Genomic DNA, 23662 nt, shown 5'->3' on the forward strand with positions numbered 1-23662 from the left:
TGGCTCCTAACGCCGGACCGGGAGGCCGAGCGCGGCGGCCGCGATGATGTCGCGCTGCACCTCGTTCGTGCCGCCGCCGAACGTGAGGATCAGCGACGACCGGTACATCCGCTCGATCCGGCCGGACAGCACCGCGCCCGGCTCGTCCTCCCGGATCGTCGCGGCCGGGCCGATCACCTCCATCAGCAGCCGGTACGCCTCGATCGCCAGCTCGGTGCCGTAGACCTTGCCGGCCGACGCCCGGTGCGCCGCCGGTGCGCCGTCGGAGACGCAGGCCCGCCAGTTGAACAGCTTCAGCGCCTCGGTCTGGGCGTGCACCCTCGCCAGGTGCAGCCGCACCCACTCGTGGTCGAGCCGGCCGGTGGCCCGCGCCCAGTCCCGGACCTCCCGCAGCGCGCGTTGCAGAGGGGCGGCCGAGGTGAGGGCGACCCGCTCGTGGTTGAGCTGGTCGGTGATCAGGCGCCACCCCTGGTTCTCCTCGCCGACCAGGGCGGAGGCCGGGACGCGCACGTCGTCGTAGTAGGTGGCGCTGGTGGACGGCCCGGCCACGGTCCGTACCGGCGTCCACGAGAACCCGGGCGCATCGGTCGGCACCATGATGATCGACAGGCCCCTGTGTCGCGGCGCCTCGGGATCGGTGCGGCAGGCCAGCCAGACGTAGTCCGCGTACTGGATCAGGCTGGTCCACATCTTCTGGCCGTTGATCACGTAGTGGTCGCCGTCGCGGACCGCCCGGGTGGTCAGAGCGGCCAGGTCGGTGCCGGCGCCCGGCTCGGAGTAGCCGATCGAGAAGTGCACGTCACCGGCCTCGATCCGGGGGACGAGCCGCTCCTTCTGCTCGGCCGTGCCGTGCCGGGCGATCGTCGGGCCGACCGTGTAGAGGGTGAGGAACGGGACCGGCACGCCGGCCAGTGCCGCCTCGTCGGCGAAGATCAGCTGCTCCAGGCGGGACCGGCCGCCCATCGTCAGCCAGCCGTCGCGGCCCAGCCGGCGGACCACCTCACGGTAGGCGGCGCCGTCGCCGTACTCACCGTCTCCGCTGGTCAGACCGGTCTGTAGGTCGGGGGTCATCAGGACGGCGAAGTACTCCCGCAGCGAGGCCCGCAGCTTCTCCTGCTCGGGCGTGTATCCGACGTGCATGGGCCACCCCGATCCCGGTAAGTTAGAACACGTTCTACTCGCTGAAGTGGGAGGGCGTCAACAATGGAGGCTTATCTGGTCGGCGCGGCGCGTACCCCGGTCGGACGCCGTGGGGGTCTCCTGTCCGGGGTCCATCCAGCTGATATGGCCGCGGCGGTGATCAGTGCCGTCGTCGGTGAGATCGATCCGGGAGCGGTCGACGACGTCGTCCTCGGGTGCGTCGACACGGTCGGTCCGCAATCGGGGGACATCGCGCGTACGGCGTGGCTCGCCGCCGGCCTTCCAGAACACGTTCCCGGGGTGACCGTGGACCGGCAGTGCGGGTCGTCGCAGCAGGCGGTGCACTTCGCGGCGCAGGCGGTGATGAGCGGGACGGCCGATCTCGTGGTGGCCGGGGGAGTGCAGAGCATGAGCCAGGTCCCGATCAGTAGCGCGATGGCGCCCGCGGGGCCCTATGCCGGGAGCGCGGGCTGGGCCGCTCGCTATGGCGGCCGGGAGGTGTCCCAGTTCCGCAGCGCCGACGAGATCGCCGCCAAGTGGTCGATCGGCCGCGAGGAGATGGAGCGCTACGCGCTGAGAAGTCACGAGAGATCGGTCGCCGCGATCGATGCCGGGCTGTTCCTGCCCGAGATCGTCAGCGGCGGCGGCCCCGCCTCCCGGGCCGACGAGTGCCCTCGCCGGGACACCAGCGCGGACAGGATGGCCGCGCTGAAGCCGCTCCGCGAGGGCGGGGTCACCACCGCCGCCATGGCCGGCCAGATCGCCGACGGAGCCGCCGCGCTGCTGGTCGCGAGCGAACGGGCGGTTCGTGAGCACGGGCTGCACCCGCGAGCGCGCATCCACCACCTCTCCGCACGTGGCGACGATCCGGTGCTGATGCTCACCGCACCCATCCCGGCGACCGCGCACGCGCTCCGCAAGACCGGACTGAGCATCGACGACATCGATCGTTTCGAGGTGAACGAGGCGTTCGCGAGCGTCGTCCTGGCGTGGCTGAAGGAGACCGGCGCCGACCCCGGCCGGGTCAACGTGAACGGCGGCGCGATCGCTCTCGGACATCCACTCGGCGCGACCGGCGCCCGGCTCATGGTGGGCATGCTGCACGAGCTCGAACGGTCCGGTGGGCGCTACGGCCTGCAGACCATGTGCGAGGGCGGCGGCCAGGCCAACGTGACCATCATCGAAAGGCTGTGAGCCGCCCCAGAGCGTCGTCGGCCTCCTTCATGATCCGCGCGATCAGCTCGGCACACGACGGCAGGTCGCCGATCAGCCCCGCGACCTGCCCGGCCGACATCACCCCGAACTCCGGCCGGCCCTCCACCATCGCCGTGCGCAGCAGCACCGGCGTGCCCGCGGCCATCAGCGTCTGCGCCCAGCTCAGCTCGCGCCCGTGCCGCGCCGCACGCCCGGCGCGCACCACCTGCGGCCAGGTCATCCCGGCGAGACGCCGGAACGCGACAGCGTGCCGGGCCGCCCTGAGCAGCGCGGTCACCCTTCCCGACCTCTCCAGCCCCTGGATGTACGGCGTACGCAGCACCCGATGAGGCACCCCGTCCACCCGCGTGGTGACGACGGTGCCGGTCACGTCCGCGTCGAGGTAGAGCCGCTTCACCCGCGACGCGACCGGGCTGTCCGACGTGAGCAGGAACCTCGTGCCCATCGCCACCCCGGCCGCCCCGTAGGCCAGTGCGGCGAGCAGCCCCCGCCCGTCGAAGAAGCCACCGGCCGCCACCACCGGGATGTCCACGGCGTCCACCACCTGCGGCAGCAGCAGCGTCGTCGGCACCGGCCCGGTGTGCCCGCCACCCTCGCCGCCCTGCACCAGCACGGCGTCCACACCCCAGGCCGCGACCTTCTCGGCGTGCCGTCGCGCGCCCACCGACGGCATGGTCAGCACCCCGCCGTCGGCGCACCGGCGGATCAGGTCGCGGTTCGGCGCCAGCGCGAACGACGCGAGCCTCACCCGTTCACGGATCAGCAGGTCGATGCGCTCGGTGGCGTCGGGGGCGTCCGCCCGGACATTGACGCCGAAGGGCTCGCCGGTCCTGCCCTTGATCTCCTGGATCGTGGCGCGGAGCTGATCGAGGCTCATGGTCGCGGAGGCCACGATGCCGAACCCGCCCGCCTCGGCCACCGCCGAGACCAGGCCGGCCCCGGCGACATAGCCCATGCCGGTCTGCACGATCGGGTGCCGGCAGCCGAGCAGCTCGGTCAGCGCCGTCCTCACCGGACCTCCCGCTCGCGCAAGCCGTCCGGATCGAGATGCTCGCGGATGAGCCGGCGCTCGTCATCGGTGGGCTCACGGGTCTGCGGCACCTGATCGGGAACGGTCAGATCGAACCCGGTGGCGGCCACCACCTCGTCGACCGTGACACCGGGGTGCACCGACCGCAGCCGCATCGAACGGTCCGGGGTGGTGAAGTCGAGGACCGCGAGGTTCGTGACGACCCGCCGGATCTCGTGCGCGCCCCGATCGTGACCGATCCCGGAGACCATGTCGACGTGCTCGACGAACACCCGCGGCGAGTGCCGTGGCACCCAGTAGCTGACCGGGTGGTTCACCGTGTTGCCGGGAGCCCCGCGCACGCACAGCAACTGCGACGTCGGCCGCTCCCACGGGCCGACGCAGGAGATGTTCTGATTGCCGAACCGGTCCAGCTGGCTCGCACCCATCATCACGTGCCTGGTGCCGGCCGCGACGATCGAGAAGACCTGGCGGTACGGCAGCCAGCCCTCCACCCGGCCGTCCCGCAGCAGGGTCGCCTCCCCATCGGTGACCAGCAGCTCCGGCGCGAACGTGAGCTGCGCCAGGCGGGCCCCCAGCCCCGGGACCAGCCCCGCCGAGCTCGCCAGGATCGCGCCGTCACCCCGCCACGCCTCGGCGCACGCCACCACACACGTCTCCGCCCGGCTCACCGTCGCACCGCCCGCTGATAGTCGTCCTCGTCGCCGTCCAGGTAGCGGGCACGGAACGTGTCCCAGCCGGTCGTCGCGTACTCCCTCTGGAACGCCTCGTCACGGCCGTAGTCGGGAGCGCAGCTGGTGAAATGGGCGCCGTGCGGGGTCTCCACCACGCCGTCCACCATCGACCGGTTGACCAGCAGCGTCTGTGGCGGGCCGCTCTTCTGCAGGTCGTCGGCGCTCACGACCCGCTCACAGGAGAGGAACCGTCTCCTCGCGGCCAGGCAGAACAGGTCGTCGAAATACGGGTCCGGGCCCAGATAGCGGCCGTTGCCCGTGGCGTCCGCGCGGTTCAGGTGGATGAACGCGACGTCCACGGTGATCGCCGGCATCGCGACCAGCTCGGTGGCGTCGGCGTAGGGGGAGCGGACCGTTCGCAACTGCGGGTTGACCCGCATCACGTCGGAGCCGAGGCCCGCCCGGATCGGCAGGAACGGCAGGCGGTTCGCGGCCGCCAGCAGGCCCCAGTAGAGCATCCCCTCGTCGTATTCGGTCAGCTCGATCGTGCCCGCACTGCGGGCGGCCCGGAAGTGCGGTTCCAGCGGAATGCTGTCCAGCGAGACGAAACCGGTGACGACGCGGCGTACGCGGCCCGCGGCCACGAGCAGGCCCACGTCCGGGCCGCCGTAACTGACGAGCGTCAGGTCCTTCCGGCCGGAGCGCAGGAGCGCTCGTACCATCGCCATCGGTTTCCGCCGGGATCCCCACCCACCGATGCCGACCGTCATCCCGTCCCGGACCTCACCGACCGCGTCCTCGATGCTGACGAGCTTGTCCACGCCTGACCCGCCCTCCACCTCATCGGCCGTTTGTCTCATCAGCCGTCCGTAACATCGGCCGTCCGTCTCATCAGCGGTCCGTCTCGGCCGTCCGTCTCATCGGCCGTCCACGAACCTCTGGCGGGCCCGGTCTCCGGCGCCGTTCAGATTGAGCTCGAACGTGAACCCCTGCTCGAACCGGTAGGAGCGCTTCACGTCGATCGGGTCGATCCCGTTGAGTGACTCCTTCGCGCGCCGGATGACCAGAGGATCCTTCGCCGCGATCTCCTCGGCCACCCGGTGCGCGGCCCGGCGCAGCCCGGCGGGCGGCACCACCTCCAGCACCGTCCCGAACCGGTGCAGCTCCCACGCGGTCACCGGCCGGCAGGTGTAGACCATCGTCCGCATCAGCTGGTGCGGAACCAGCCGTGCCAGATGCGTCGCCGCACCGAGCGCGCCCCGGTCCACCTCCGGCAGCCCGAACGTGGCGTCGTCGGCGGCGACCACCAGATCGGCGTTCCCCACGAGGCCCACCCCGCCGCCCAGGCAGAACCCGTTCACCGCGGCGATCACCGGAACCGGGCAGTCGTAGACGGCCGCGAACGCCGCCGCGCAGCCCCGGTTCGCCGCCAGTAGCGCCCCGTGTCCCGGGGTCCGCTGCATCTCCTTGATGTCCACGCCCGCACAGAACCCGCGGCCCTCGGCTGCCAGCACCACCACCCGCGTCCGCTCATCGGCCCCGGCCGCGACGACCGCGTCGGCGAGGGCATGCCAGCCGTCCGCCGGCAACGCGTTGACCGGCGGAAAATCGACGATCACCTCAGCAACCGCGCCGCGATGCAGCTCAATCCCCACGGCGGTCAGGCTAACCTAGCGCTTGCTTGGGTGGCTAGCATCGATGTCCATGGACCCTCTCGACTTCACCGGCCGCGCCGTGGTGGTCACCGGCGGCACCCGGGGCATAGGCGCCGCCATCGCCGCCGCCTTCCGGGCCGCCGGCGCCGACGTCCTGATCTGCGGCCGCACCCCACCCGTCACGCCCACTGCCGCGGCCCCTGCGGCGCCGACGCCGGTTGTTCCGCCTTCGCCGGCTGTGCCTACCTCCTCCGCGTCCTCCTCCTCTGCTTCCGGCCCCTCACCGGCCGTTCCGGCGCCCGGGGTGGAGTTCTTCCAGGCCGATGTGCGCGACCCGGTGCAGGCCGCAGCCCTGATCGACGCGGCGGTCACTCGTTTCGGGCGCGTCGACGTTCTGATCAACAACGCGGGCGGCGGTCCCGAGGTCCCTGCTGGAACGGCCTCGCCCCGCCTGCACGCCAAGATCATCGAGCTCAATCTCATCGCGCCACTCCACGTCGCGCAGGCCGCCTGCGCGGTCATGCGCGAACAGGACACCGGCGGCGTGATCCTCATGATCGGCAGCGTCAGCGGCACCCGGCCGTCTCCGGGCACCGCCGCCTACGGCGCGGCCAAGGCAGGCCTGCACCACCTGGCCACCAGCCTGGCCGCCGAGTGGGCGCCGAAGATCCGGGTGAACACCCTCGTGGTCGGCCCGATCGAGCCCGAGCCGTCTCCCGGGCCCGCCGCCACCGCACCGTTCGCTTCTCCGGCGGCCTGTGCGCCTCCCCCTTCCGCGGCCGCCTCTCTTGGTTCCGTGGCTGCCTCCTCCGGGCCGGCGGCCGGCGGTGGACCCGCCTCCGGTGTCGGGGGCGGCGCGGCGGCGTCGACGGTGGCGAGGGCTGTGCCGATGGGGCGGGGCGCCCGCGCCGGGGAGGTGGCGAGCGCCTGCCTGCTGCTGGCGTCCCCGCTTGCGGGCTACATCAGTGGCGCCTCGCTGGCCGTGCACGGTGGTGGTGAGTGGCCGGCGTATCTGGCGGACCTCCGGGACACGGCGTACCGTGCCGAGAAGTAGAACCTGTTTCAATTCTTGCGCCCGGAGGTCGGTATGGTGCTCTCGATCAAGGCCAAACGCGACGAGGTCGGCCTGGCCGGCGGAGAACTGCTGATCGACGGCGGCTGGCGTCCCGCCGCCGACGGCGCCACCTGGACCCACCTGCATCCGGCCACCGCCGAGGAGGTCGGCACGTTCGCCATCGGCACGGCGTCCGACGTGGACGCGGCGGTACGCGCCGCCCGCACCGCGTTCGACGAGGGCACGTGGCCGCGTACCCGGGCGAAGGAGAGGATCAGGGTCCTGCGCCGCATCGCCGACGCCATCCGGGAGAACGCTGAGGAGTTGCAGACGCTGGTCGCCCTCGACAACGGGGTGCCGGTGAGTTTCGGCGAGACGTATGCGATGTCCGTCGAGTGTGTCGCCGACATCTTCGACCACCATGCCGGCTGGGTGGACAAGCTGGCCGGTGAGACGCTGCCCGGCTATCAGGGCGGCGACCATCTGGTCCTCACGCTGCGCGAACCGGTCGGCGTGGTCGCCGCGATCATCCCGTGGAACGGCCCTCTGCTGCTGGCCGCCCAGAAGATCGCGCCCGCCCTGGCCGCCGGCTGCACCGTGGTCCTGAAGCCGTCCGAGTACGCGACGTTCTCCGCGCTGCGCCTGGCCCGGATCATCGAGGAGGCCGGCCTGCCGGCGGGCGTCCTCAACGTGGTCACCGGACCCGGCGAGACCACCGGCGACGCGCTGATCAACCACCCTCAGGTTGACAAGATCAGCTTCACCGGGAGCCGCGGCGTCGGCCGTAAGGTCCTGGCCGCCGCCGCGAACGGCATCAAGCGAACCAGTCTGGAGCTGGGCGGCAAGAGCCCGTCACTGGTCTTCCCGGACGCCGATGTGTACGCCGCGGCCGCCACCACCATGGGAACGGTGACGATGGGCCTCTCCGGCCAGGCCTGCGTCGCCCACACCCGGGCGCTGGTGCACCGCGACGTCTACGACGAGTTCCTGGCGATCGCCGAGGCGATGGCCGCCCTGGTCACCTACGGGGACCCGTTCCACCCGGAGACCACCGCGTCCCCGCTGATCAACGAGCGCCAGCTGAACCGGGTCCTCGGCTACATCGAGTCCGGCCGGGCCGAGGGCGCCCGCCTGGTGACCGGTGGGGGTCGCCCCGACGGCGAGCTGGCCGCCGGCAACTTCGTCCAGCCGACCCTGTTCGCCGATGTCGCCAACGACGCCACGATCGCCCGTGAGGAGATCTTCGGCCCGGTGCTGGCGGTCGTCCCGTTCACCGAGGAGTACGAGGCGCTGCGCCTGGCCAACGACACCACGTACGGCCTGGCCGCCACGGTCTGGACCTCGGACGTGAAGCGGGCCTTCCGCCTGACGAAGTCCCTGCGGGCCGGCACCGTGGGCATCAACGGCTACCAGTTGGAGCCGCACGTCGCGTTCGGCGGTTACGGCCAGTCCGGCCTGAACCGGGAGGGCGGGCGCACGTCGATCGAGGCCTACACCGAGCTGAAGACCGTCCTGATCCCCACCACCGAGGAGATGATGTAGCACGGTCCACCTCCGCCTCCACGGGTATGCCGCCGGAGTCTTGTCCTCCGGCTCCCGGGCGACTTCGCGAATCATTGGTGAACGGGTCGCGTTCCCGATATTGTCTTGTTCCTAGACGATATTCGTCTAGGAAAGGGGCTCGGGGATGAACGTGCAGCAGGCTTCCTGGCGTGCCAAGACGTTGCCGCCGGTGGAGAGGCTGGCCGGTGGGCTGGTGTCGGTTCCGGTGCCGATCCCGGACAACCCCCTGCGATACACCTTGAGCTATCTGGTTCCGGGGGACGACGGGCTCGTCGTCGTCGACCCGGGGTGGGCGAGTGACGCCGGCTGGGCGGCGCTGACCGCCGGGCTGGCCGAGGCCGGGGCGACCGCCGCTGACGTGACGGGTGTCGTGCTCACCCACGTGCACCCGGACCACCACGGGCTGACCGCCCGGCTCCGGGACGCCTCCGGGGCGTGGGTGGCGATGCACCCCGCCGAACACGCGACGATGCTGCGCGACCGGGAGACCGCGCCGAGCGCGGCGCTGGCGGCATGGATGCGTGACCTGCACGTTCCGGCCGAGGAGATCGACGGGCTGATCGGGAGGTTCGGGGCCGCGGTGGACCTGCACTTCGCGCCACTCGCCGACGCCGACGTGATGCTGAACGACGGCGACCTGGTCCCGCTGGCCGGCCGCCGGTTGCGGGCCGTCTGGACTCCCGGCCACACGCCGGGCCACCTGTGCCTGCTGGAGCCGGATGCGCAGGTGCTGCTCACCGGCGACCACGTGCTGCCACGGATCAGTCCCAACATCGGCCTGCAGCTCAGCGGCGAGGATCCGCTCGGGCTCTACCTGGAGTCGCTGGGGAAGGTCGCCGCCTACGACGAGTGCGAGGCGCTGCCCGGCCACGAGTACCGCTTCCGGGGTATCGCCGCCCGAGCCGCCGAACTGGACTCCCACCACCGCGACCGCTGCCGCGAGATCCTGACGACCGTCGAACGGCTGGGCGCGGCCACCATCTGGCAGCTGGCGTCCCGGCTGACCTGGTCCCGCCCGTGGGACGAGATCGGCCCGATGCTGGTCGGCGCGGTCGCTGAGACCGCCGCCCACGTGGAGCTGCTGATCCGCTCCGGCGACCTGACCCGCGACGGCGACCGCCTCCGCGCGACGGCGCTAGCCGGTAGTGGTCACTGAGGCCAGGACGAAGTCGACGAGCTCTTCGGCGTAGCGGTCGGCTCCGGCGGCCACCTTCGCCCGGGAGCGGGACGGTGTCGTCAGGGCGTGGTTGAGGGCGCCGCCGCTGATCGTGTTGAGCAGCAGGGTGACGCTGATGTCGCGGCGTAGCTGGCCGCGGTCGATGCCGCGGTGGACGATGGCCCTCGCCGCGGTCGCCTGGGACTGCAGGAAGCGGTCCAGATGCTCCTGGCCCGCGGGGATGCTCTCCGCCTCCAGCATCAGCCGCAGCACCGCGCCGCCGGACTCGTCGAGGAACGCGTGCAGCACCTGGCGGGCCAGCGCCACCAGATCGTCGCGGAGGCTGCCGGTGTCGATGTCGCGGACGCCGGACAGGCGCGAGGCGAACACCGCGACGAGCAGCGCCTCCTTGTTGGGCCAGCGCAGATAGATGGACGCCTTGCCGACGCCGGCGCGCCGGGCCACGGCGTCGACCGAGAACCGGGCCCAGCCCTCGGTGCCGAACACCTCGGCCGCGGCCCGGGTGATGCGGTCGTCCACCTCGGGATCGCGGGGCCGGCCCACCGTCGCACCGACTGACATGCGCCCTCCCACCCCGATCCGGCCGGCGGTCAGTCTATGCGCAGGCCGGGCCGGACGGTCAGGTCAGCAGCCGGCGATGGTCCCAGCTGGTGATCCGGACCGGTTCGACGACGTAGGCGGTGCGTTTGCGGGCGGCGTGGGTGACGTACGCGTCGAGGGCGTCGGCCGGGATGTCGGGCATCCGGGCCGCGATCGACCGGCCCACCTCGGTCACGCCCGGCAGGTCGGCGATCACCGTCACCGTGCCGTTGACCTGGACGCCGCGCAGCTCGAAGTAGTCCTCACCGTCCTCGACGAGGCACGTCAGGCGCGGGTCACGGGCCAGGTTGCGGGCCTTCTGCGAGGTCCGGTAGGTCCAGAACGCGATCCGGCCTCCGGCCACCGCGAAGAACATGGTCACCAGATGCGGCGTGCCGTCCGGGTTGATCGTCGCTATCTGGACCTTCCTGCGGTACGCCAGGAGCGCCCCCACCTCGTCATCGGTCATCGTGACCGCGTCCCGTTGCTTCACGGCGCCTGCCCGAACGTCGACTCGGCCAGTGGCAGCGTCTCCTCGCAGACGTAGCCGGGGTGCGGCGGGTCGGCGGCGAACTCGGTGCTCAGGGCGGCGTCCAGCTCGGCGGCCGTCCACTGCCCGGTGGCGGCGTGGAAGACGGCCCGCACCGTCGGCGGCCCGAGAAGCGCCACGACGTCGCCGTGCACCACGAACACCTCGCCGGTGATCCGCTCGCCGGACGGCCCGGCCAGATGCACGACCAGCGGCGCGACCCGCTCGGGGGCCATCGGGTCGGGCCCGTCCGGAGCGGCTCCCATCAACTGGCCGGTCATGGAGGTTCTTGCGCGCGGACAGATCGCGTTCGCTCGTACCCCATGCTTGAGACAACCTCGCGCCGTGGCCAGGGTGAGCGAGACGATCCCGCCCTTGGCCGCCGCGTAGTTGGGCTGGCCGGCCGAGCCGAGCAGATACGCCTCGGAGGCGGTGTTGACGATCCGGGCGTAGCCCGGCCGGCCGGTCGTCCTGGCCCGGCCCCGCCAGTACGCGGTGGCGAACCGCGTGGTGACGAAATGGCCGCGCAGGTGGACCCGGATGACGGTGTCCCACTCCTGTTCGGACATCGTGAAGACCATCCGGTCGCGCAGCACACCCGCGTTGTTGACCAGCACGTCCAGTCCACCGAACGTGTCCACGGCCGTCTTGACCAGGGCCTCGCCGGTCGCCCATTCGGCCACGTCGCCGGAGCACGCGACCGCCTGGCCGCCGTCGGCCCGGATCTGCTCCACGACGTCGTCGAGGGCCGCGCCGGGCAGGTCGTTGAGGACCATCCGGGCGCCGGCCGCGGCGAGCGCCCGCGCCTCGGCCGCGCCGAGCCCCTGCCCGGCCCCGGTGACGATCGCGACCCGCCCGTCGAGGGTCGCCATCTCAGTACCCCGGTCCGCTGAGCAGGCCGCCGTCGGCGAGGAACTCGGCGCCGGTGGTGTACGACGCCTCGTCGGAGGCGAGGAACGCGACCAGGCGGGAGATCTCCACCGGCTCGGCGAAGCGGGCGATCGGCAGGCCCTTGAGGAACCCGCCGCCGTCCACGTCCGTCATCGTCTGCGCGGCGGCCAGCGCCATCGACGTCATCACGCCGCCCGGGTGCACCGAGTTGACCCGGATGCCGAGCGGCCCGAGCTCCTGCGCGGCCGACCGGGTCAGGCCGCGGACGCCGAACTTGCTGGCGCTGTACGCCGACAGGCCGGACGCCCCGGCGAACCCCTCGATCGACGAGATGTTCACGATCGACCCGCCGCCCGCGTCGATCATCGCCGGGACGACCTGCCGGATGCCCAGCCACGTGCCGATCAGGTTGACCTCGATGACCTGCCGGAACTCGGCCGGGTCCATCTCGGCGACCGGCGCGTGCCGCAGGATGCCCGCGTTGTTGACCAGCACGTCGACCCGCCCGAACGCGTCGATCGTGGTGCCGACCGCGGCGGCCCAGTCGTCGGGGCTGGTCACGTCGTGATGCACGTACCGGCAGCGGTCGCCGCCGAGGCCGTCGGCGACGCGCTGCCCCTTCTCGTCGAGCACGTCGCCGATCACGACGCGTGCCCCCTCGGCGGCGAAGTGCCGGGCGTGGGCCTTGCCCATGCCGCGCGCGCCGCCGGTGATCAGTGCAACCTTGCCGTCCAGTCGCCCCATCCAAACCTCCCAAGCGCTTGCTTGGGAGGCTACGCCCGGATGCCGTCGAACAGAAGGCGGAGAAGTCCGTCGATGATCTGCCCGGTGTCCCACGTCGCCGACGAGCGCCACGAGGTGGGCAGCCAGAGGATGTCGCGCAGCAGCCGGTACGTGAGGCGGGTGTCCAGGTCGGCCCGGAACTGCCCGGTCTGCTTCCCCCGCTCGAGCTGCTCGATCCAGGTCTGCTCGATCTCCTTCATGGCGGTACGCAGATACGCGAACCGGGGCTGCCCGCTGAAGTAGTTCCAGTCGTTCTGCAGCATGGTGAGCGCGGCCCGGTGCCGGCTGAGGTTGGCGGTGCTCGACCGTACGATCTGCTCGATCGCCGTCCGCGGGTCGGCCGTGTCCCGGACCGCCTCGCGGTAACCGGCCAGGACGTCCTCGAGGAAGGCGCTGAGGATCTCGTCGCCGATCGACTCCTTGGAGTCGAAGTGGTGGTAGAGGCTGCCGGAGAGGATCCCGGCGGCGTCGGCGATCTCGCGCACCGTCGTCGCCCGGAAGCCCTTCTCGGCGAAGAGGTCACCGGCCAGCCGGACGAGATGCGCGCGCCGCTCGGACGGGCTCTTGGATTGCGTCACCGGCCGATTATCGCCCTTGACCGAACGCTTGCTTGGTACCAGGCTCGTCGATAGCGTAGAACGCGTTCTACTTTTCGAGGGGGTGCCGGGATGCGCGCGGCCGTGCTGCACACGATCGGGGACGACAAACTCGACTTCCGTGACGACGTGACGGTCCTCGGGCCCGGGCCGGGCGAGGTGCGCCTGCGGGTCCGGGCCGCCGGCGTCTGTCACTCCGACCTGTCCGCCCTGCGGGGCGGCCTGCCCCAGCCGGTGCCCGCGGTCCTCGGCCACGAGGCGGCCGGTGACGTCATCGAGGTCGGTGACGGCGTCGACGACCTGGCCCCCGGCGACCGGGTCGCGGTCAACTGGCTGCCCGCCTGCGGTGTCTGCACCCACTGCCGCCGCGGCGAGACCCACCTGTGCATGACGCACGTGATGGCCGGCTACGTCATCCCCCGGTTCGCCGCCGGTGACCTGGAGATCTTCGGGATGGCCGGGTGCGGTTCGTTCGCCGAGGAGATGGTGGTGCCCCGGGCCGGCGCCGTGAAGATCGACGACGACGTGCCGTACGAGGTGGCCGCCCTGGTCGGCTGCGGCGTCACCACCGGCGTCGGCGCGGTGATCAACACGGCGAGGGTGCGTCCCGGCGACACCGTCGTCGTGATCGGCTGCGGCGGCGTCGGCATCGCCGCCATCCAGGGCGCCCGCCTCGCCGGGGCCGCGCAGATCATGGCCGTCGACACGGTGCCCGCGCGGCACGAGGCGGCCCGCCGGTTCGGCGCCACCCACACCGCCACCCCCGACGAGCTGGGCGACCTGCAGGCCGAGGTGGCGCCGGAGGGCTACGACCACGCCTTCGACGTGGTCGCCGTGCCACAGACGCTGCGGACCGCGTGGACCGCCACCCGGCGCGGTGGCCAGGTCGTCGTCGTGGGCGCCGGCCGGGCCGAGGACACCGTCGGGTTCAGTCCGTTCGAGCTGCTCTTCGAGGGCAAGACGATCGTCCCGTCCCTGTACGGCTCGGCCGACCCGCACCGCGACTTCCCCCGCCTGCTGGCCCTGTGGCGCGCCGGGCGCCTCGACATCGAGGGCATGATCAGCCGCCGCCTGCGCCTCGACCAGGTCGGCGACGCGCTCGCCGCCTTGGGCAGCGGCGACGTGATCCGCCAAGTGATCGTCAACGACTGATGCGGCTCGGGATCCAGCTCGGCTACAGCGGCGAGGGCTTCGCCGACGCGGTCGACGAGGTGGTCGAGTTCGAGGAGGCCGGCGCGGACCTGGTGGTGGTCCCTGAGGCGTACAGCTTCGACGCCGTCAGCCAACTGGGCTACCTCGCCGCTCGCACCCGTGCGATGGATCTGGCGTCCGGTGTGATGCAGCTCTACACTCGCACTCCTACGCTGACCGCGATGACCGCCGCCGGACTCGACTACGTGTCCGGCGGCCGGTTCAACCTCGGCCTCGGCGCGTCCGGACCCCAGGTCATCGAGGGTTTCCACGGGGTCCGCTACGACGCCCCGGTCGCCCGCACCCGCGAGATCGTCGAGATCTGCCGCCGCGTCTGGCGCCGCGAGACCCTCACCTTCGACGGCGACCACTACACGATCCCGCTCACCGGCGACTACGCGAAACCCCTCAAACTGATCAATCATCCGGTACGGCCACGCGTCCCGATCCTGCTGGCCGCCATGGGGCCCCGCAACGTGGCGCTGGCCGCCGAGATCGCCGAGGGCTGGCAGGCACTCTGGCTCGACCCCGGATCCGCCGAGCGGGTCTTCGGCGAGTCCCTGGCCGACGGACGCTCCCGCCGCGACCCTTCACTGCCACCGCTGGACGTGAGCGTGCCGGTGCCGTTCGCCGTCGGCGACCCCCACCCGGACCTGCTCGCCCGGCACCGTGCCCAGCTCGCGCTCTACCTCGGCGGCATGGGCGCCCGCGGCCGCAACTTCTCCAACGACCTGGTCCGCCGCTACGGCTACGCCGACGAGGCCGCCCGCATCCAGGACCTCTACCTGTCCGGCCGCCGCGCCGAAGCCGTCGCCGCCGTCCCGGACGACCTGGTCACCGCCACGTCCCTGGTGGGCCGACCCGACGACCTCCGCCGCGGCCTCGACGCCCTCGCCGCGGCCGGTGTCACCACCCTGCTGGCGTCTCCACTGGCCACCACGCGCGCGGAGCGGGTCAAACAGATAGCCGAGCTCCGCAGCCTGCTGCCGTGAGCCGGTCTCGTCCCGCCGTGGGCCGGACCTCGCGCGGTCATGGGCCGGACCTCGTCTGGCCGTGAGCCGGTCTTCGCCCAGCGGGAATCCGGGCTTCGCCGACGGTGAACCCGGTCAAGACCATCGGCGTAGACCCCGGTAGGAGAGGGGGTCGATTCCGTTGCTCGACGTCGATGTACCAGGCCTGCAGAGCGCAGCCGCCGAGGTCCGTACCACGTCCGCCGGCCTTCGCGACGCCACCGCGACGGCCGAGGGCCGGATGGCGCCGCCCGGCCTTCCCGGCTCGGACGCGGCCACCGCCGCCCGCGCCGCCGCCACCATCTGGCAGGCCGAGCTTCGCCGCCTGACCACCGAGCTCGACTCCTTCGGCGCGGCCCTCGGCACGGCGGTGCAGGAGATCGTCGCGGCCGACCGGGTCTCCGGAGACGACCTACGGCAGCCGGTGCCGCGATGAGCGCGCTCACCCTGCGGCAGTTGCTCGCCACCGACGTCACCCCCTGGCATACCGCAGCCGAGACCTGGCAGAAGCTGGCCCAGGGCCTCGACGACGCCGCCGAACGGCTCATCCGCGGCACCCGCGACCTGGCGCACGTGTGGCCGTCCGGCGCCGGGGCCACGGCCGGTCACGAACGGGCCGCCCGCCTGCGCACCGAGCTGAGCAACGTCTACAACCCGGCGAGGCGCATCTTCGACGCGATGGACCAGCATGCGTACGGCATGAGCACCCTCCGCCGCCAGGCCGAGGAGATCCTCGCCGCCGCCCGGCAGTCCGGCTTCACCGTCGACACCGCCACCCTCGACATCACCGCCCCCGCCGGGCTCTACCAGGGCGGCATGCTCGATCAGACCGCCCGCGCGATCGGCGGTCTCGCCGGCGACCTGCGGTCCGTCGTCGAACAGGCCCGCGCCCTCGACGACTCCACCGCCAACACCGTCACCGTCAACGTCCCCACCGCGGGCACGGCGTTCGGCCTGTCCCGGATGGACCCGATCACCGCCGACGACCTGCGGGCGCAGGCCGGCCGTACCCCCGAGCAGGTGAATGGCTGGTGGCGGGTGCTCACGCCCGAACAGCAGGAACAGGCGATCCGCGACCACCCCGACCTGGTCGGCTGGCTCGACGGCATACCCGCCGGCGACCGCGACCTCGCCAACCGCGCGATCCTGGACCGCGAGACGGCGGCCCTGACCGGCCGTCTGGGCCAGGTGGACGCCCGGATCGCCTACCTGCAGAGCATGCTCGACCAGGGCCGCCTCTACGAGGTCTACCCCCACGAGATCGACCCGCGCAGCGCCGCCGACCGCGAACTGCTGAACCTCGGCGCCGAACGCGAACCCCTGTCCGGCAAGGTCGACGGCCTGACCGCGATCCGTGACCGCCTGGCGAACCCGCAGCCCCCGGCGTTCCTGCTGGGCCTCTCCACCGCCGACGACGGCCGGGCCATCGTCTCGGTCAACAACCCGGACACCGCGAACAACGTCCTCACCTACGTCCCCGGCACCACGGCCGACCTGGCCGGATCACGCGGCGACATCGACCGGGCCGACAAGATGGCCGCGGACGCGGGCCACACCGACCCGGCCGCCACCACCGCGTCGATCTACTGGCTCGGCTACGACGCTCCGGACCTGATTCCGAACGCAGCCTCGGACTCGTATGCCGAGAAGGGCGCGACAGAGCTCAGCGGCTTCCAGAGCGGCCTCCGAGCGACCCACGAGGGGGATGTGCCCTCGCGCAACACCGTGCTCGGGCACAGCTACGGGAGTACGGTGATGGGCCACTCGGCGATGCAATCCGGGTTCGAGGCCGACGCGGCGATCTTCGTCGGATCGCCCGGCGTGGACGTCAACCATGTGTCGGAGTTGCCGGGTCTGCCGTCGAACGAGATCTACGCAACGCGGGCCGAGCACGACATGATCAAGTGGATCCCGGACCTGGATGCCGCGCACGGCAACGATCCGGTCCGATCCGATTTCGGCGCCTGGGTCTTTCCCAGCGATCCCGGCGACGCTGTCCGCCAGGACCTCACCCACTCCGCTTACTGGGAGAACGGAAACATCGCACGGAAGAACATCGCAAGAATCGTCACCGGCGGCTTGTAGCGAGGATTCGACTTGAGATCACGACGGATCACCAGTGTTCTGGCAACGGCGACGATCATTCTCACGATCGCCGCTTGCACGGGAAGGAGCGAGGAGATGCAGCCGACCGAGACCAAAGACCAGGCCGCCGAGCGTGTCGAGGCCCTGGTCAGGGAAGCCTTCACGCAGGTGCCTACCGGTGCGACGCTGAAATTCAGCGACGGCAGCGACATCGGCTCGTGCGACGATGCCGAGAGCGGCGCTCCGCGTGGTCGTATCTTCGCCGAGAGACGCTACAACCTCATTCCGGATGCCGCCGGCTCCTGGCCCGCAGAGCAGACGATCCCCGCCCTGGTCGCCTTCTGGGAACAGCAGGGCTACCGCGTCCACGACGACCGCCGTAGCGAACGACCGCCCCGATTCGTGGTGCGAACCCCGGACGACTACTCGGTTGTCGTCGATGCCTGGGACCGCGACGGCTACTACGACTACACGCTCAGCGCCAGCTCGCCGTGCATCTGGGAGAACGGCACGCCCGATCCGAAGTAGCGACCGTCCATATAGTGGGGACCGTGTCCCGAGGTCTGACCTACACCGACGCCGTCAAGCTGCTCGGCGGCTCCGGGCCGCTGATGAAGGCCGCCGACAACCTGCTCGGCGGTGCGCTCGCCGTCGCCACGGCGGGCGGCAGCGAGGCCGCCATCAGCCTTTTCGACGCCAAGACGGAGGCGATCCGGCTCGGGCATCTGGTGGCCGAGAAGATCACCGATGTGGTACGCGACCAGACCCGCTACAACCGCGGCCAACGCCTGCACGCCGCGCACGGTGTCCTGGTCGTCCAGTCATTCTTCGTATCGCTGGACGACTGCCTGGAGACCGCCGGACTCGCGAACCCGGACTTCACCCGCGACGACCAGCTCCGTTTCGTGGCCGCCGCCCGCTCCGACGGCTCCTGGCAGTCCCGTCTGCTCGACGCCGACATCCCCGCCCCCGGGCCGGACCGCACCGGTGACCGTCTGCTGGCGGAGCTCACCGACTGGTTCGCGACCCGTGCGCGGCAGATGACCGATCACCTCACCGGCCTCGCCGCCTGGGACGCCGCAGACGACCGGGCGCGCCGCGCGGCAGGCGCCCTACTGGCCGAGCGCCTGCCGGGACTGGCCGCCGAAGGCTACGAGACGACCGTTCGTCGCCTGGTCCAGGACGTGCCCGAATTCGGGATCTGGCTGGCCCGGCTTGAGTCGCGAGCGGTGTCCCGCGGTCTGGAGGGCTTGGAGGCCGCCCTGCTCCGGGTGACCTCACACCGCGATCCGGCTCGCCATCGTCTTGCCCTGGCACGCATCCACCGCGCCGATCTGGACGAGCCGATCCTCGGTGGCGACGCCGGTGACCTGAGCATGCCGAGCCTGGCCGCCGCCTACCTGGATCCGCGGTTCCGGGTGAGACCGGGCAGCCCCGGCCTGCGCCCCGCCGACGAGGACTGGTGGAACGAGGCCGACGCCCGCACCGACTTCGACACGTTCCTCGCCACCTATCTGACCACCCCGCAGGCGGCCACCGTCCCGCTGGTGCTGCTGGGCCAGCCCGGTGGCGGCAAGTCGTCGCTGACCAGGATCCTCGCCGCACGTCTGCCCGCCGCCGACTACCTGGTCGTCCGGGTGGCGCTGCGCGAGGTCCGGGCCGAGGCGTCCATCCAGGACCAGATCGAGCAGGCGCTGCGCGGCGCCATCGGTGAGACCGTCGCCTGGGCCGAACTGGCCGAGTCGGCGGACGCCGCGATGCCGGTGATCCTGCTCGACGGCCTGGACGAGCTGTTGCAGGCGACCGGCGTGCACCAGTCCGACTATCTGGAGCGGGTGGCCGCGTTCCAGCAGCGCGAGAGTCGGCTGGACCGTCCCGCCGCGGTGATCGTGACGAGCCGCGTCGCGGTCGCCGACCGGGCCCGCATCCCGGCCGGCGGCCTGGTCGTGCGCCTGGAGCCGTTCGACGAGCCGCAGGTCGACCGCTGGCTGGACTTCTGGAACACGGCCAACGCCCGCTACTGGTCCGGAACCGGGCGGCGGCCGCTCACCCGCGAGGTGGTGCTGCGCTTCCCCGACCTGGCCGCACAGCCGCTTCTGCTGCTCATGCTGGCCCTCTACGACGCCGGCGCGAACGCCCTCCAGGACGCCGACGACATCGACACCGGCGAGCTCTACGAGCGCCTGCTGATCGATTTCGCCGAGCGCGAGGTCCGCCGAGTCCACGGCACCCACCTGCCGGAACCCGAGCGGCTGGAGCTGATCCGCGACGAGCTGGAGCGCCTGTCGGTGGTGGCGTTCGCGATGTTCCATCGGCTGCGCCTGTGGGCGACCACCGACGAGCTCGACGCCGACCTGACCGGCCTCGGCCTGCGCCCGTCCGGCGCCCCGAGGACCGAGGGCTTCCAGCGCGCCTTCAGCGCGGGCGAGGAGATGGTGGGGCGGTTCTTCTTCATCCAGCGCAGCCAGGCGGTCCAGGAGGATCAGACCAGGCAGACGTACGAGTTCCTGCACGCCACTTTCGGCGAGTACCTGGTGGCCCGTCTCGTGGCCCAGGCGGTCCGCGACGGTGTGGCCCTGTCCCGGGCCCGAACCGTCCGTCTCGGCCAGACCGAGGATGACACTCTGCTGCAGTCGCTGCTCGGCTTCACCCCGCTGTGCGCCCGCAGCACGGTCGTCCCGTTCCTCCGCAAGCTGCTGACACCCGACTCCCGCGACTGGCTCCTGGAGAAGCTACGGGTGGCCGTGACGAGGCCGTCCTACACGCCGAGCACCTACCGGCCGGTCGACAAACGCATCGACCATTGGATGGCCACCTACTCCTTCAACCTGATGCTGTTGACGCTCGCGTGCGGCGGCCACGTCCGGGCGTCAGATCTCTATCTGCATGCCCAGGACCCGGCGGGCTGGCTGCGGGACACTGGTCTGCAATGGCGGGCGGCGGTGCCCGGCGGCATGCTTCTCGACGGCTTGGCCCTGGTCCAGGTGACCCGCACATGGGCCGAGGACGAGCGCAGGGACCTCGTCCTGGAGTTCGCCGAGGACGTGACGGCTGGAGCAGTCGATCCGCTGTGGTCGAATCGATTCGCTCCGGGACCGAAGGTCTCCGGTTCCGGAGTCGTCAGCGGCTTCAGCGTGGACTTCCCACTCGTTCCGGCTCTGGCCACGTTGAATCTCTCCGGAGCGTTCAGCGACGACGTGTTACGCCACGTCGCCGAGCCGATCTTGAGCGAGTTGCTGTGGCCGTCGATGGCCACCTTCATCGAGCACGACTCCGGAGACGTCGAGTCGGTTGCGTTCAGCTTGGTGCGGCTTCTGCTGACGGATCGATCGGAAGACGCCGACCTGCAGGCTCTGATGGCAGCTCATCGACGTGCGGCGCACGCGTTGACACGCTGGATGCAGAACGAGAGGCCGTCGCCCTCGCTGCATCGCTGCCTCAACCTCTTCCAGCAGACCCTGGAGTCCGACGCGCCGCGCCTGCCTCTCGTCGAGGTCATGGACCTTCTCACGGTCCGGGGGGCGAGCGTCGTCGTGCCGTTGCGAGTCGGCGGGGTGGCGCCCTCCCCGGGGAACAGGGGTCGGGGGAGGACGCCGTGATGGGGGACGGGGCTACAGGCTGATGCGGCCGGCGCCCGCGTTCGCGGTGACGATCGACTTCACGTTGGCCGGGGCGTCGGGTGTGTACGAGTACGGGATCGACGCCACCGAACCGCCGGTCTGGCCGCTGCCCGAGTTGACCAGCAGGTTGTTGCGGGCCACCAGCGTTCCGGGACCGGACGAGGCTTCACCGAGGTGGAACGGGTCGCTGACGTTCTCGAACGAGTTGGCCTCGACGAGGACCCCGGCGCCTTCGGTGCTGGCTACGCCGTACCCCGAATTGCTGTTGTAGTAGTTGTTGTAGACGTGCACCGGGTTGCCGAACCGGACCCGCGGGTGCCGCTGCGTCGACGCGTCGAACCAGTTGTGGTGGTAGGTGACGCGCAGGTGGCCGACGTCCTGGCTCGCGTTGCTGTCGCTGTGCCCGAGCAGCATCGACTTGTCGTGGTTGAATACCCGGTTCCACGAGACGGTGATGAAATCGGAGCCGCGTTTGATGTCGACCGCGCCGTCGTATCCGTTGCTGAAACTGTTGTGGTCGACCCAGATGTTGGTGGCCGATTCCTGGACGTTGATCGCGTCGTCGTTCCAGTTCCGGAAGGAGAGATTGCGGATGATGACGTTGCGGTCGCCGTTGATGTTGAATCCGCAGCCGACGATTGCCGCGCCCGAGTTGCCGATGATCGTCTTGTTGGACCGGACCCGCAGCATGCCGGAGCAGGAGATGGTCCCGGAGACCCGGATGTTGGCCGCGGACGTCGACGCCAAGGCTGTGGTGAGGGCGGAGGCGCTGTTCACCGTGGTGGTGGCGGCGCTGCCGCCGCCGGTGGTGCCACCGTTCTGGGTGGCCCATCCGACGAGGTCGGTGATCGCCGCGGAGGCCGGAGTGGGCACGGCGAGGGTGGCGCCGATGAGGGCGAGGGGAATGGCGCCCTGCATGAGCCGATGGATTCGGCGCATTTCTGTGCTCCTTTTCAGGTAGCGAGAAATCCGCGATCGGGCGCGAACGTGGGGATCGTTCGTATCGTGGCGCCCGTCGCGAATCTTGGGGGATAGGGGAGCGCTCCCGAGCCCCAGAAAAGCACAGCCTCGGCGAGATGTGAAGACAAATCCGTTTGCAGGATTTCTGCAACAAGAAGGCGGCAAGGACGAGAACGCCCCGACTCGTCCGTATCGGGGACGAGCCGGGGCGTGCCCGGAAAACGCGGAGGACCGCCGGTCAGCGAGGCGTGAGCGTGACCGTGACCTGCCCGTGCCCGCGCTTGCGATCGGGCTTCGGCACGGCGTTGCGGATCGCCCCGGTGGCGGCCTTGAGCGTGTCCTGGATCGACTTGATCGTCCGGGTCGCCTGGGGCAGGTACTTCTCGTAGATGGTGTTCAGGCACGCGGTGGTATACACGACGACGGTCGGCCCCGCGGTACGCAGGGCGGCCAGCACGTCCTGGCTCGCGCCCGCCACGGTGTCGGTGCGCTGCAGCACGCACGAGCCGAACTGGAACAGGTCGGCGATGCTGCGGCCGGAGTCGGTCAGGCCGGCGGCGCGCAGCAGGCTCTGCACGGCGGGCGCGCCGACGTCACCGGCGGCGAGCGCGTCGCGGGCCGCGGGCCCGTGCTCGGGGTGGGCGAGCAGCAGCGCCTCGGCGGTCCGCGGGCGCAGCGCCCGGCTGTCGGGCAGCAGCAGGTCGAGCTGGCGGAGGCCGGCCTCCAGGGCGACCACCGACCAGTCGAGGCGGCCGGTGAGCTGGACTGGGCCGGGGGCGCCGGGCCGCAGCTCCAGCGTGACGGTCTGCCCGCCGCCGACCGCGACGGCACCGGTCAGGTAGGTGAGCAGGGTGTCCCGCATGCCGTCGAGCGCGTCCGGGCTGTCGGCGGTGACCTGGGTGTCGACGACCGGACGGACCCGGCCGTCCGCCGGCAGGTCGAGGAGCAGCGGGAACGGCAGCCGGTTGCGCACCCGGATCCGCTGCGAGCCGGTGCCGGTGAGCACGCACGCGTCGAACCGGCCGGCCGGCGTGGAGGCCACCTTGACCGTCGTGTCGGTGGCCTTGGGCTCGCACGACAGCTCCTCCGGCGGCCCGGCGAGGTGCTCGACGGCGTCGGTCAGGGAGGTGACCGCGGCGGCCCTCGCGTAGGCCCAGAAGGTCCGGTCGGTGCCGGCCTTGACCGGCAGCACCACACCCGCGTGCGTGGTGACGGAGTCGCCGGTCGCGTCGGTGGTGAGCCGCCAGGTGCCGATCACGAAGCTGTCGAACAGGATGGTGTCGCCGGCGACGGTGCGATCGACCGCGTCGGTGACCGAGCCGGTCAGCGGCACCCAGCCACCGAGGTCGGCGGACCAGCCGAAGAGGTTGAGCATCTCCGGGCGGACACCGGCCGGCAACTCGGCGTAGTCGACGGCGATGCGGCCCCTGGTGAGCTCGCCCTGCGCCTCCATGGTGACCATGTCGCCGACCGTGATGATGCCGGTTGGTGCCGGACGGTCGGCGGGCAGCGGCTCCACGCCGAAACGGACCCGGATGTCGCCCCGCCCGCCGTCGTCGGGCACGCTGAACCGGACGAGACCGTCCAAAGCGGACTTGGAGTCTCCTCCCGGCTCGACCAGCTTCGACTCGGGCACACCGATCGGCCCGCATGCCGCGAGCCCGGCACCGATGGTGATGCCCAGAATGCCCGCAAGCATCCCCCGTACGAGTTTCATGTGTCCTCCCCGGCGGAGGAGGATAACCGGCGAACATGAAATCCGGTCATCGGCCGCAACGTGTCAACCGTCGCAGTCCCGGGGACGGGCGGCGACGCCGTACCCGTATCGTAGCGTCGTTGTCGAGCCCGCACCGCCCCGTGCGGCCGGACCAGCCGATCGGTGTGGCCCCGGCGAGGCCCTCGACGAGCAG

The 23662-nt window shown here is 71.4% G+C and carries 22 protein-coding genes; 10 read left to right on the forward strand and 12 right to left on the reverse strand.

Annotated features, from left to right (window positions below):
- Positions 1–6: 6 nt before the first annotated feature.
- Positions 7–1140, reverse strand: a complete 1134-nt coding sequence (locus tag ACQPZW_RS12300; RefSeq protein ID WP_433794979.1) for an acyl-CoA dehydrogenase family protein — start codon at positions 1138–1140, stop codon at positions 7–9.
- A 63-nt stretch (positions 1141–1203) separates the two neighbouring features.
- Between ACQPZW_RS12300 and ACQPZW_RS12305 the strand changes: the two genes are divergently transcribed.
- Positions 1204–2334: an acetyl-CoA C-acetyltransferase gene (locus tag ACQPZW_RS12305; protein WP_433794980.1), complete on the forward strand. Its 1131-nt coding sequence runs from the start codon at positions 1204–1206 to the stop codon at positions 2332–2334.
- On the opposite strand, the gene ACQPZW_RS12310 is transcribed toward ACQPZW_RS12305, so the two are convergent.
- From ACQPZW_RS12310 to ACQPZW_RS12325, 4 genes are read right to left on the reverse strand one after another with little or no spacing between them, the layout of a single operon-like run.
- The gene (locus tag ACQPZW_RS12310) at positions 2318–3310 is read right to left on the reverse strand and encodes an NAD(P)H-dependent flavin oxidoreductase (RefSeq protein ID WP_433797520.1); all 993 of its coding nucleotides are present in this window, start codon (positions 3308–3310) and stop codon (positions 2318–2320) included. The two genes, ACQPZW_RS12305 and ACQPZW_RS12310, sit on opposite strands and share 17 nt — an antisense overlap.
- Positions 3311–3363: 53 nt before the next feature.
- Positions 3364–4056 carry a CoA-transferase subunit beta gene (locus ACQPZW_RS12315; protein ID WP_433794981.1) on the reverse strand — a complete coding sequence of 231 codons (693 nt, stop codon included), beginning with the start codon at positions 4054–4056 and terminating at the stop codon, positions 3364–3366.
- Positions 4053–4919, reverse strand: a complete 867-nt coding sequence (locus ACQPZW_RS12320) for a CoA transferase subunit A (RefSeq protein WP_433794982.1) — start codon at positions 4917–4919, stop codon at positions 4053–4055. The genes ACQPZW_RS12315 and ACQPZW_RS12320 overlap by 4 nt, the downstream gene beginning before the upstream one ends.
- A gap of 57 nt (positions 4920–4976) precedes the next feature.
- Complete coding sequence (locus ACQPZW_RS12325; RefSeq protein WP_433794983.1) at positions 4977–5714, reverse strand: enoyl-CoA hydratase family protein; 738 nt, start codon at positions 5712–5714, stop codon at positions 4977–4979.
- A 49-nt stretch (positions 5715–5763) separates the two neighbouring features.
- Between ACQPZW_RS12325 and ACQPZW_RS12330 the strand changes: the two genes are divergently transcribed.
- From ACQPZW_RS12330 to ACQPZW_RS12340, 3 genes are all read left to right on the forward strand, one after another.
- Positions 5764–6768: an SDR family oxidoreductase gene (locus tag ACQPZW_RS12330; RefSeq protein WP_433794984.1), complete on the forward strand. Its 1005-nt coding sequence runs from the start codon at positions 5764–5766 to the stop codon at positions 6766–6768.
- 33 nt (positions 6769–6801) lie between these two features.
- Positions 6802–8310, forward strand: coding sequence for an aldehyde dehydrogenase family protein (locus ACQPZW_RS12335; RefSeq protein ID WP_433794985.1), 1509 nt, complete (start codon positions 6802–6804; stop codon positions 8308–8310).
- Between the two features lie 145 nt (positions 8311–8455).
- Complete coding sequence (locus ACQPZW_RS12340) at positions 8456–9487, forward strand: MBL fold metallo-hydrolase (RefSeq protein ID WP_433794987.1); 1032 nt, start codon at positions 8456–8458, stop codon at positions 9485–9487.
- On the opposite strand, the gene ACQPZW_RS12345 is transcribed toward ACQPZW_RS12340, so the two are convergent.
- From ACQPZW_RS12345 to ACQPZW_RS12365, 5 genes are read right to left on the reverse strand one after another with little or no spacing between them, the layout of a single operon-like run.
- Positions 9467–10069 carry a TetR/AcrR family transcriptional regulator gene (locus ACQPZW_RS12345; protein ID WP_433794988.1) on the reverse strand — a complete coding sequence of 201 codons (603 nt, stop codon included), beginning with the start codon at positions 10067–10069 and terminating at the stop codon, positions 9467–9469. The two genes, ACQPZW_RS12340 and ACQPZW_RS12345, sit on opposite strands and share 21 nt — an antisense overlap.
- 58 nt (positions 10070–10127) lie before the next feature.
- The gene (locus tag ACQPZW_RS12350) at positions 10128–10580 is read right to left on the reverse strand and encodes a pyridoxamine 5'-phosphate oxidase family protein (RefSeq protein WP_433794989.1); all 453 of its coding nucleotides are present in this window, start codon (positions 10578–10580) and stop codon (positions 10128–10130) included.
- Positions 10577–11488 (reverse strand): SDR family NAD(P)-dependent oxidoreductase, encoded by a 912-nt coding sequence (locus ACQPZW_RS12355; RefSeq protein ID WP_433794990.1) that lies wholly within the window; start codon positions 11486–11488, stop codon positions 10577–10579. Before ACQPZW_RS12355 ends, ACQPZW_RS12350 begins: the two co-directional genes overlap by 4 nt.
- Position 11489: 1 nt before the next feature.
- Positions 11490–12251: a glucose 1-dehydrogenase gene (locus ACQPZW_RS12360; RefSeq protein WP_433794991.1), complete on the reverse strand. Its 762-nt coding sequence runs from the start codon at positions 12249–12251 to the stop codon at positions 11490–11492.
- A 29-nt stretch (positions 12252–12280) separates the two neighbouring features.
- Positions 12281–12868 (reverse strand): TetR/AcrR family transcriptional regulator, encoded by a 588-nt coding sequence (locus ACQPZW_RS12365; protein WP_433794992.1) that lies wholly within the window; start codon positions 12866–12868, stop codon positions 12281–12283.
- A 90-nt stretch (positions 12869–12958) separates the two neighbouring features.
- On the opposite strand from ACQPZW_RS12365, the gene ACQPZW_RS12370 reads away from it, so the two are divergent.
- From ACQPZW_RS12370 to ACQPZW_RS12395, 6 genes are all read left to right on the forward strand, one after another.
- Positions 12959–14038: an alcohol dehydrogenase catalytic domain-containing protein gene (locus ACQPZW_RS12370; protein WP_433794993.1), complete on the forward strand. Its 1080-nt coding sequence runs from the start codon at positions 12959–12961 to the stop codon at positions 14036–14038.
- Positions 14038–15069, forward strand: a complete 1032-nt coding sequence (locus ACQPZW_RS12375) for an LLM class F420-dependent oxidoreductase (RefSeq protein WP_433794994.1) — start codon at positions 14038–14040, stop codon at positions 15067–15069. The genes ACQPZW_RS12370 and ACQPZW_RS12375 overlap by 1 nt, the downstream gene beginning before the upstream one ends.
- A gap of 160 nt (positions 15070–15229) precedes the next feature.
- Positions 15230–15523: a hypothetical protein gene (locus ACQPZW_RS12380; protein ID WP_433794995.1), complete on the forward strand. Its 294-nt coding sequence runs from the start codon at positions 15230–15232 to the stop codon at positions 15521–15523.
- A complete protein-coding gene (locus ACQPZW_RS12385; RefSeq protein ID WP_433794997.1) occupies positions 15520–17172 on the forward strand; it encodes an alpha/beta hydrolase in 1653 nt (550 codons plus the stop codon). Before ACQPZW_RS12380 ends, ACQPZW_RS12385 begins: the two co-directional genes overlap by 4 nt.
- Before the next feature lie 96 nt (positions 17173–17268).
- Positions 17269–17700, forward strand: a complete 432-nt coding sequence (locus ACQPZW_RS12390; RefSeq protein WP_433794998.1) for a hypothetical protein — start codon at positions 17269–17271, stop codon at positions 17698–17700.
- A 23-nt stretch (positions 17701–17723) separates the two neighbouring features.
- Positions 17724–20771, forward strand: a complete 3048-nt coding sequence (locus ACQPZW_RS12395; RefSeq protein WP_433794999.1) for an NACHT domain-containing protein — start codon at positions 17724–17726, stop codon at positions 20769–20771.
- A gap of 12 nt (positions 20772–20783) precedes the next feature.
- Here ACQPZW_RS12395 and ACQPZW_RS12400 read toward each other — a convergent pair whose 3' ends face one another.
- Together ACQPZW_RS12400 and ACQPZW_RS12405 are read right to left on the reverse strand one after the other, a co-directional pair.
- On the reverse strand, positions 20784–21731 hold the full coding sequence (locus ACQPZW_RS12400) for a pectate lyase family protein (RefSeq protein ID WP_433795000.1): 948 nt from the start codon (positions 21729–21731) through the stop codon (positions 20784–20786).
- Between the two features lie 259 nt (positions 21732–21990).
- Complete coding sequence (locus ACQPZW_RS12405) at positions 21991–23469, reverse strand: hypothetical protein (protein ID WP_433795001.1); 1479 nt, start codon at positions 23467–23469, stop codon at positions 21991–21993.
- Positions 23470–23662 lie beyond the last annotated feature (193 nt).

Origin of the sequence: Actinoplanes sp. CA-252034 (assembly GCF_050956125.1) — a bacterium.
In the GTDB taxonomy this organism is placed as follows: Bacteria; Actinomycetota; Actinomycetes; order Mycobacteriales; family Micromonosporaceae; genus Actinoplanes.

Excerpts from the sequence above, each read along its gene's own strand:
- ACQPZW_RS12300 (WP_433794979.1), bottom strand. The coding sequence starts at position 1,140 with ATGCACGTCGGATACACGCCCGAGCAGGAGAAGCTGCGGGCCTCGCTG.
- ACQPZW_RS12305 (WP_433794980.1), top strand. The coding sequence starts at position 1,204 with ATGGAGGCTTATCTGGTCGGCGCGGCGCGTACCCCGGTCGGACGCCGT.
- ACQPZW_RS12310 (WP_433797520.1), bottom strand. The coding sequence starts at position 3,310 with ATGGGCTATGTCGCCGGGGCCGGCCTGGTCTCGGCGGTGGCCGAGGCG.
- ACQPZW_RS12320 (WP_433794982.1), bottom strand. The coding sequence starts at position 4,919 with ATGAGACAAACGGCCGATGAGGTGGAGGGCGGGTCAGGCGTGGACAAG.
- ACQPZW_RS12330 (WP_433794984.1), top strand. The coding sequence starts at position 5,764 with ATGGACCCTCTCGACTTCACCGGCCGCGCCGTGGTGGTCACCGGCGGC.
- ACQPZW_RS12335 (WP_433794985.1), top strand. The coding sequence starts at position 6,802 with ATGGTGCTCTCGATCAAGGCCAAACGCGACGAGGTCGGCCTGGCCGGC.
- ACQPZW_RS12340 (WP_433794987.1), top strand. The coding sequence starts at position 8,456 with ATGAACGTGCAGCAGGCTTCCTGGCGTGCCAAGACGTTGCCGCCGGTG.
- ACQPZW_RS12345 (WP_433794988.1), bottom strand. The coding sequence starts at position 10,069 with ATGTCAGTCGGTGCGACGGTGGGCCGGCCCCGCGATCCCGAGGTGGAC.
- ACQPZW_RS12355 (WP_433794990.1), bottom strand. The coding sequence starts at position 11,488 with ATGGCGACCCTCGACGGGCGGGTCGCGATCGTCACCGGGGCCGGGCAG.
- ACQPZW_RS12360 (WP_433794991.1), bottom strand. The coding sequence starts at position 12,251 with ATGGGGCGACTGGACGGCAAGGTTGCACTGATCACCGGCGGCGCGCGC.
- ACQPZW_RS12370 (WP_433794993.1), top strand. The coding sequence starts at position 12,959 with ATGCGCGCGGCCGTGCTGCACACGATCGGGGACGACAAACTCGACTTC.
- ACQPZW_RS12375 (WP_433794994.1), top strand. The coding sequence starts at position 14,038 with ATGCGGCTCGGGATCCAGCTCGGCTACAGCGGCGAGGGCTTCGCCGAC.
- ACQPZW_RS12385 (WP_433794997.1), top strand. The coding sequence starts at position 15,520 with ATGAGCGCGCTCACCCTGCGGCAGTTGCTCGCCACCGACGTCACCCCC.
- ACQPZW_RS12390 (WP_433794998.1), top strand. The coding sequence starts at position 17,269 with ATGCAGCCGACCGAGACCAAAGACCAGGCCGCCGAGCGTGTCGAGGCC.
- ACQPZW_RS12400 (WP_433795000.1), bottom strand. The coding sequence starts at position 21,731 with ATGCGCCGAATCCATCGGCTCATGCAGGGCGCCATTCCCCTCGCCCTC.
- ACQPZW_RS12405 (WP_433795001.1), bottom strand. The coding sequence starts at position 23,469 with ATGAAACTCGTACGGGGGATGCTTGCGGGCATTCTGGGCATCACCATC.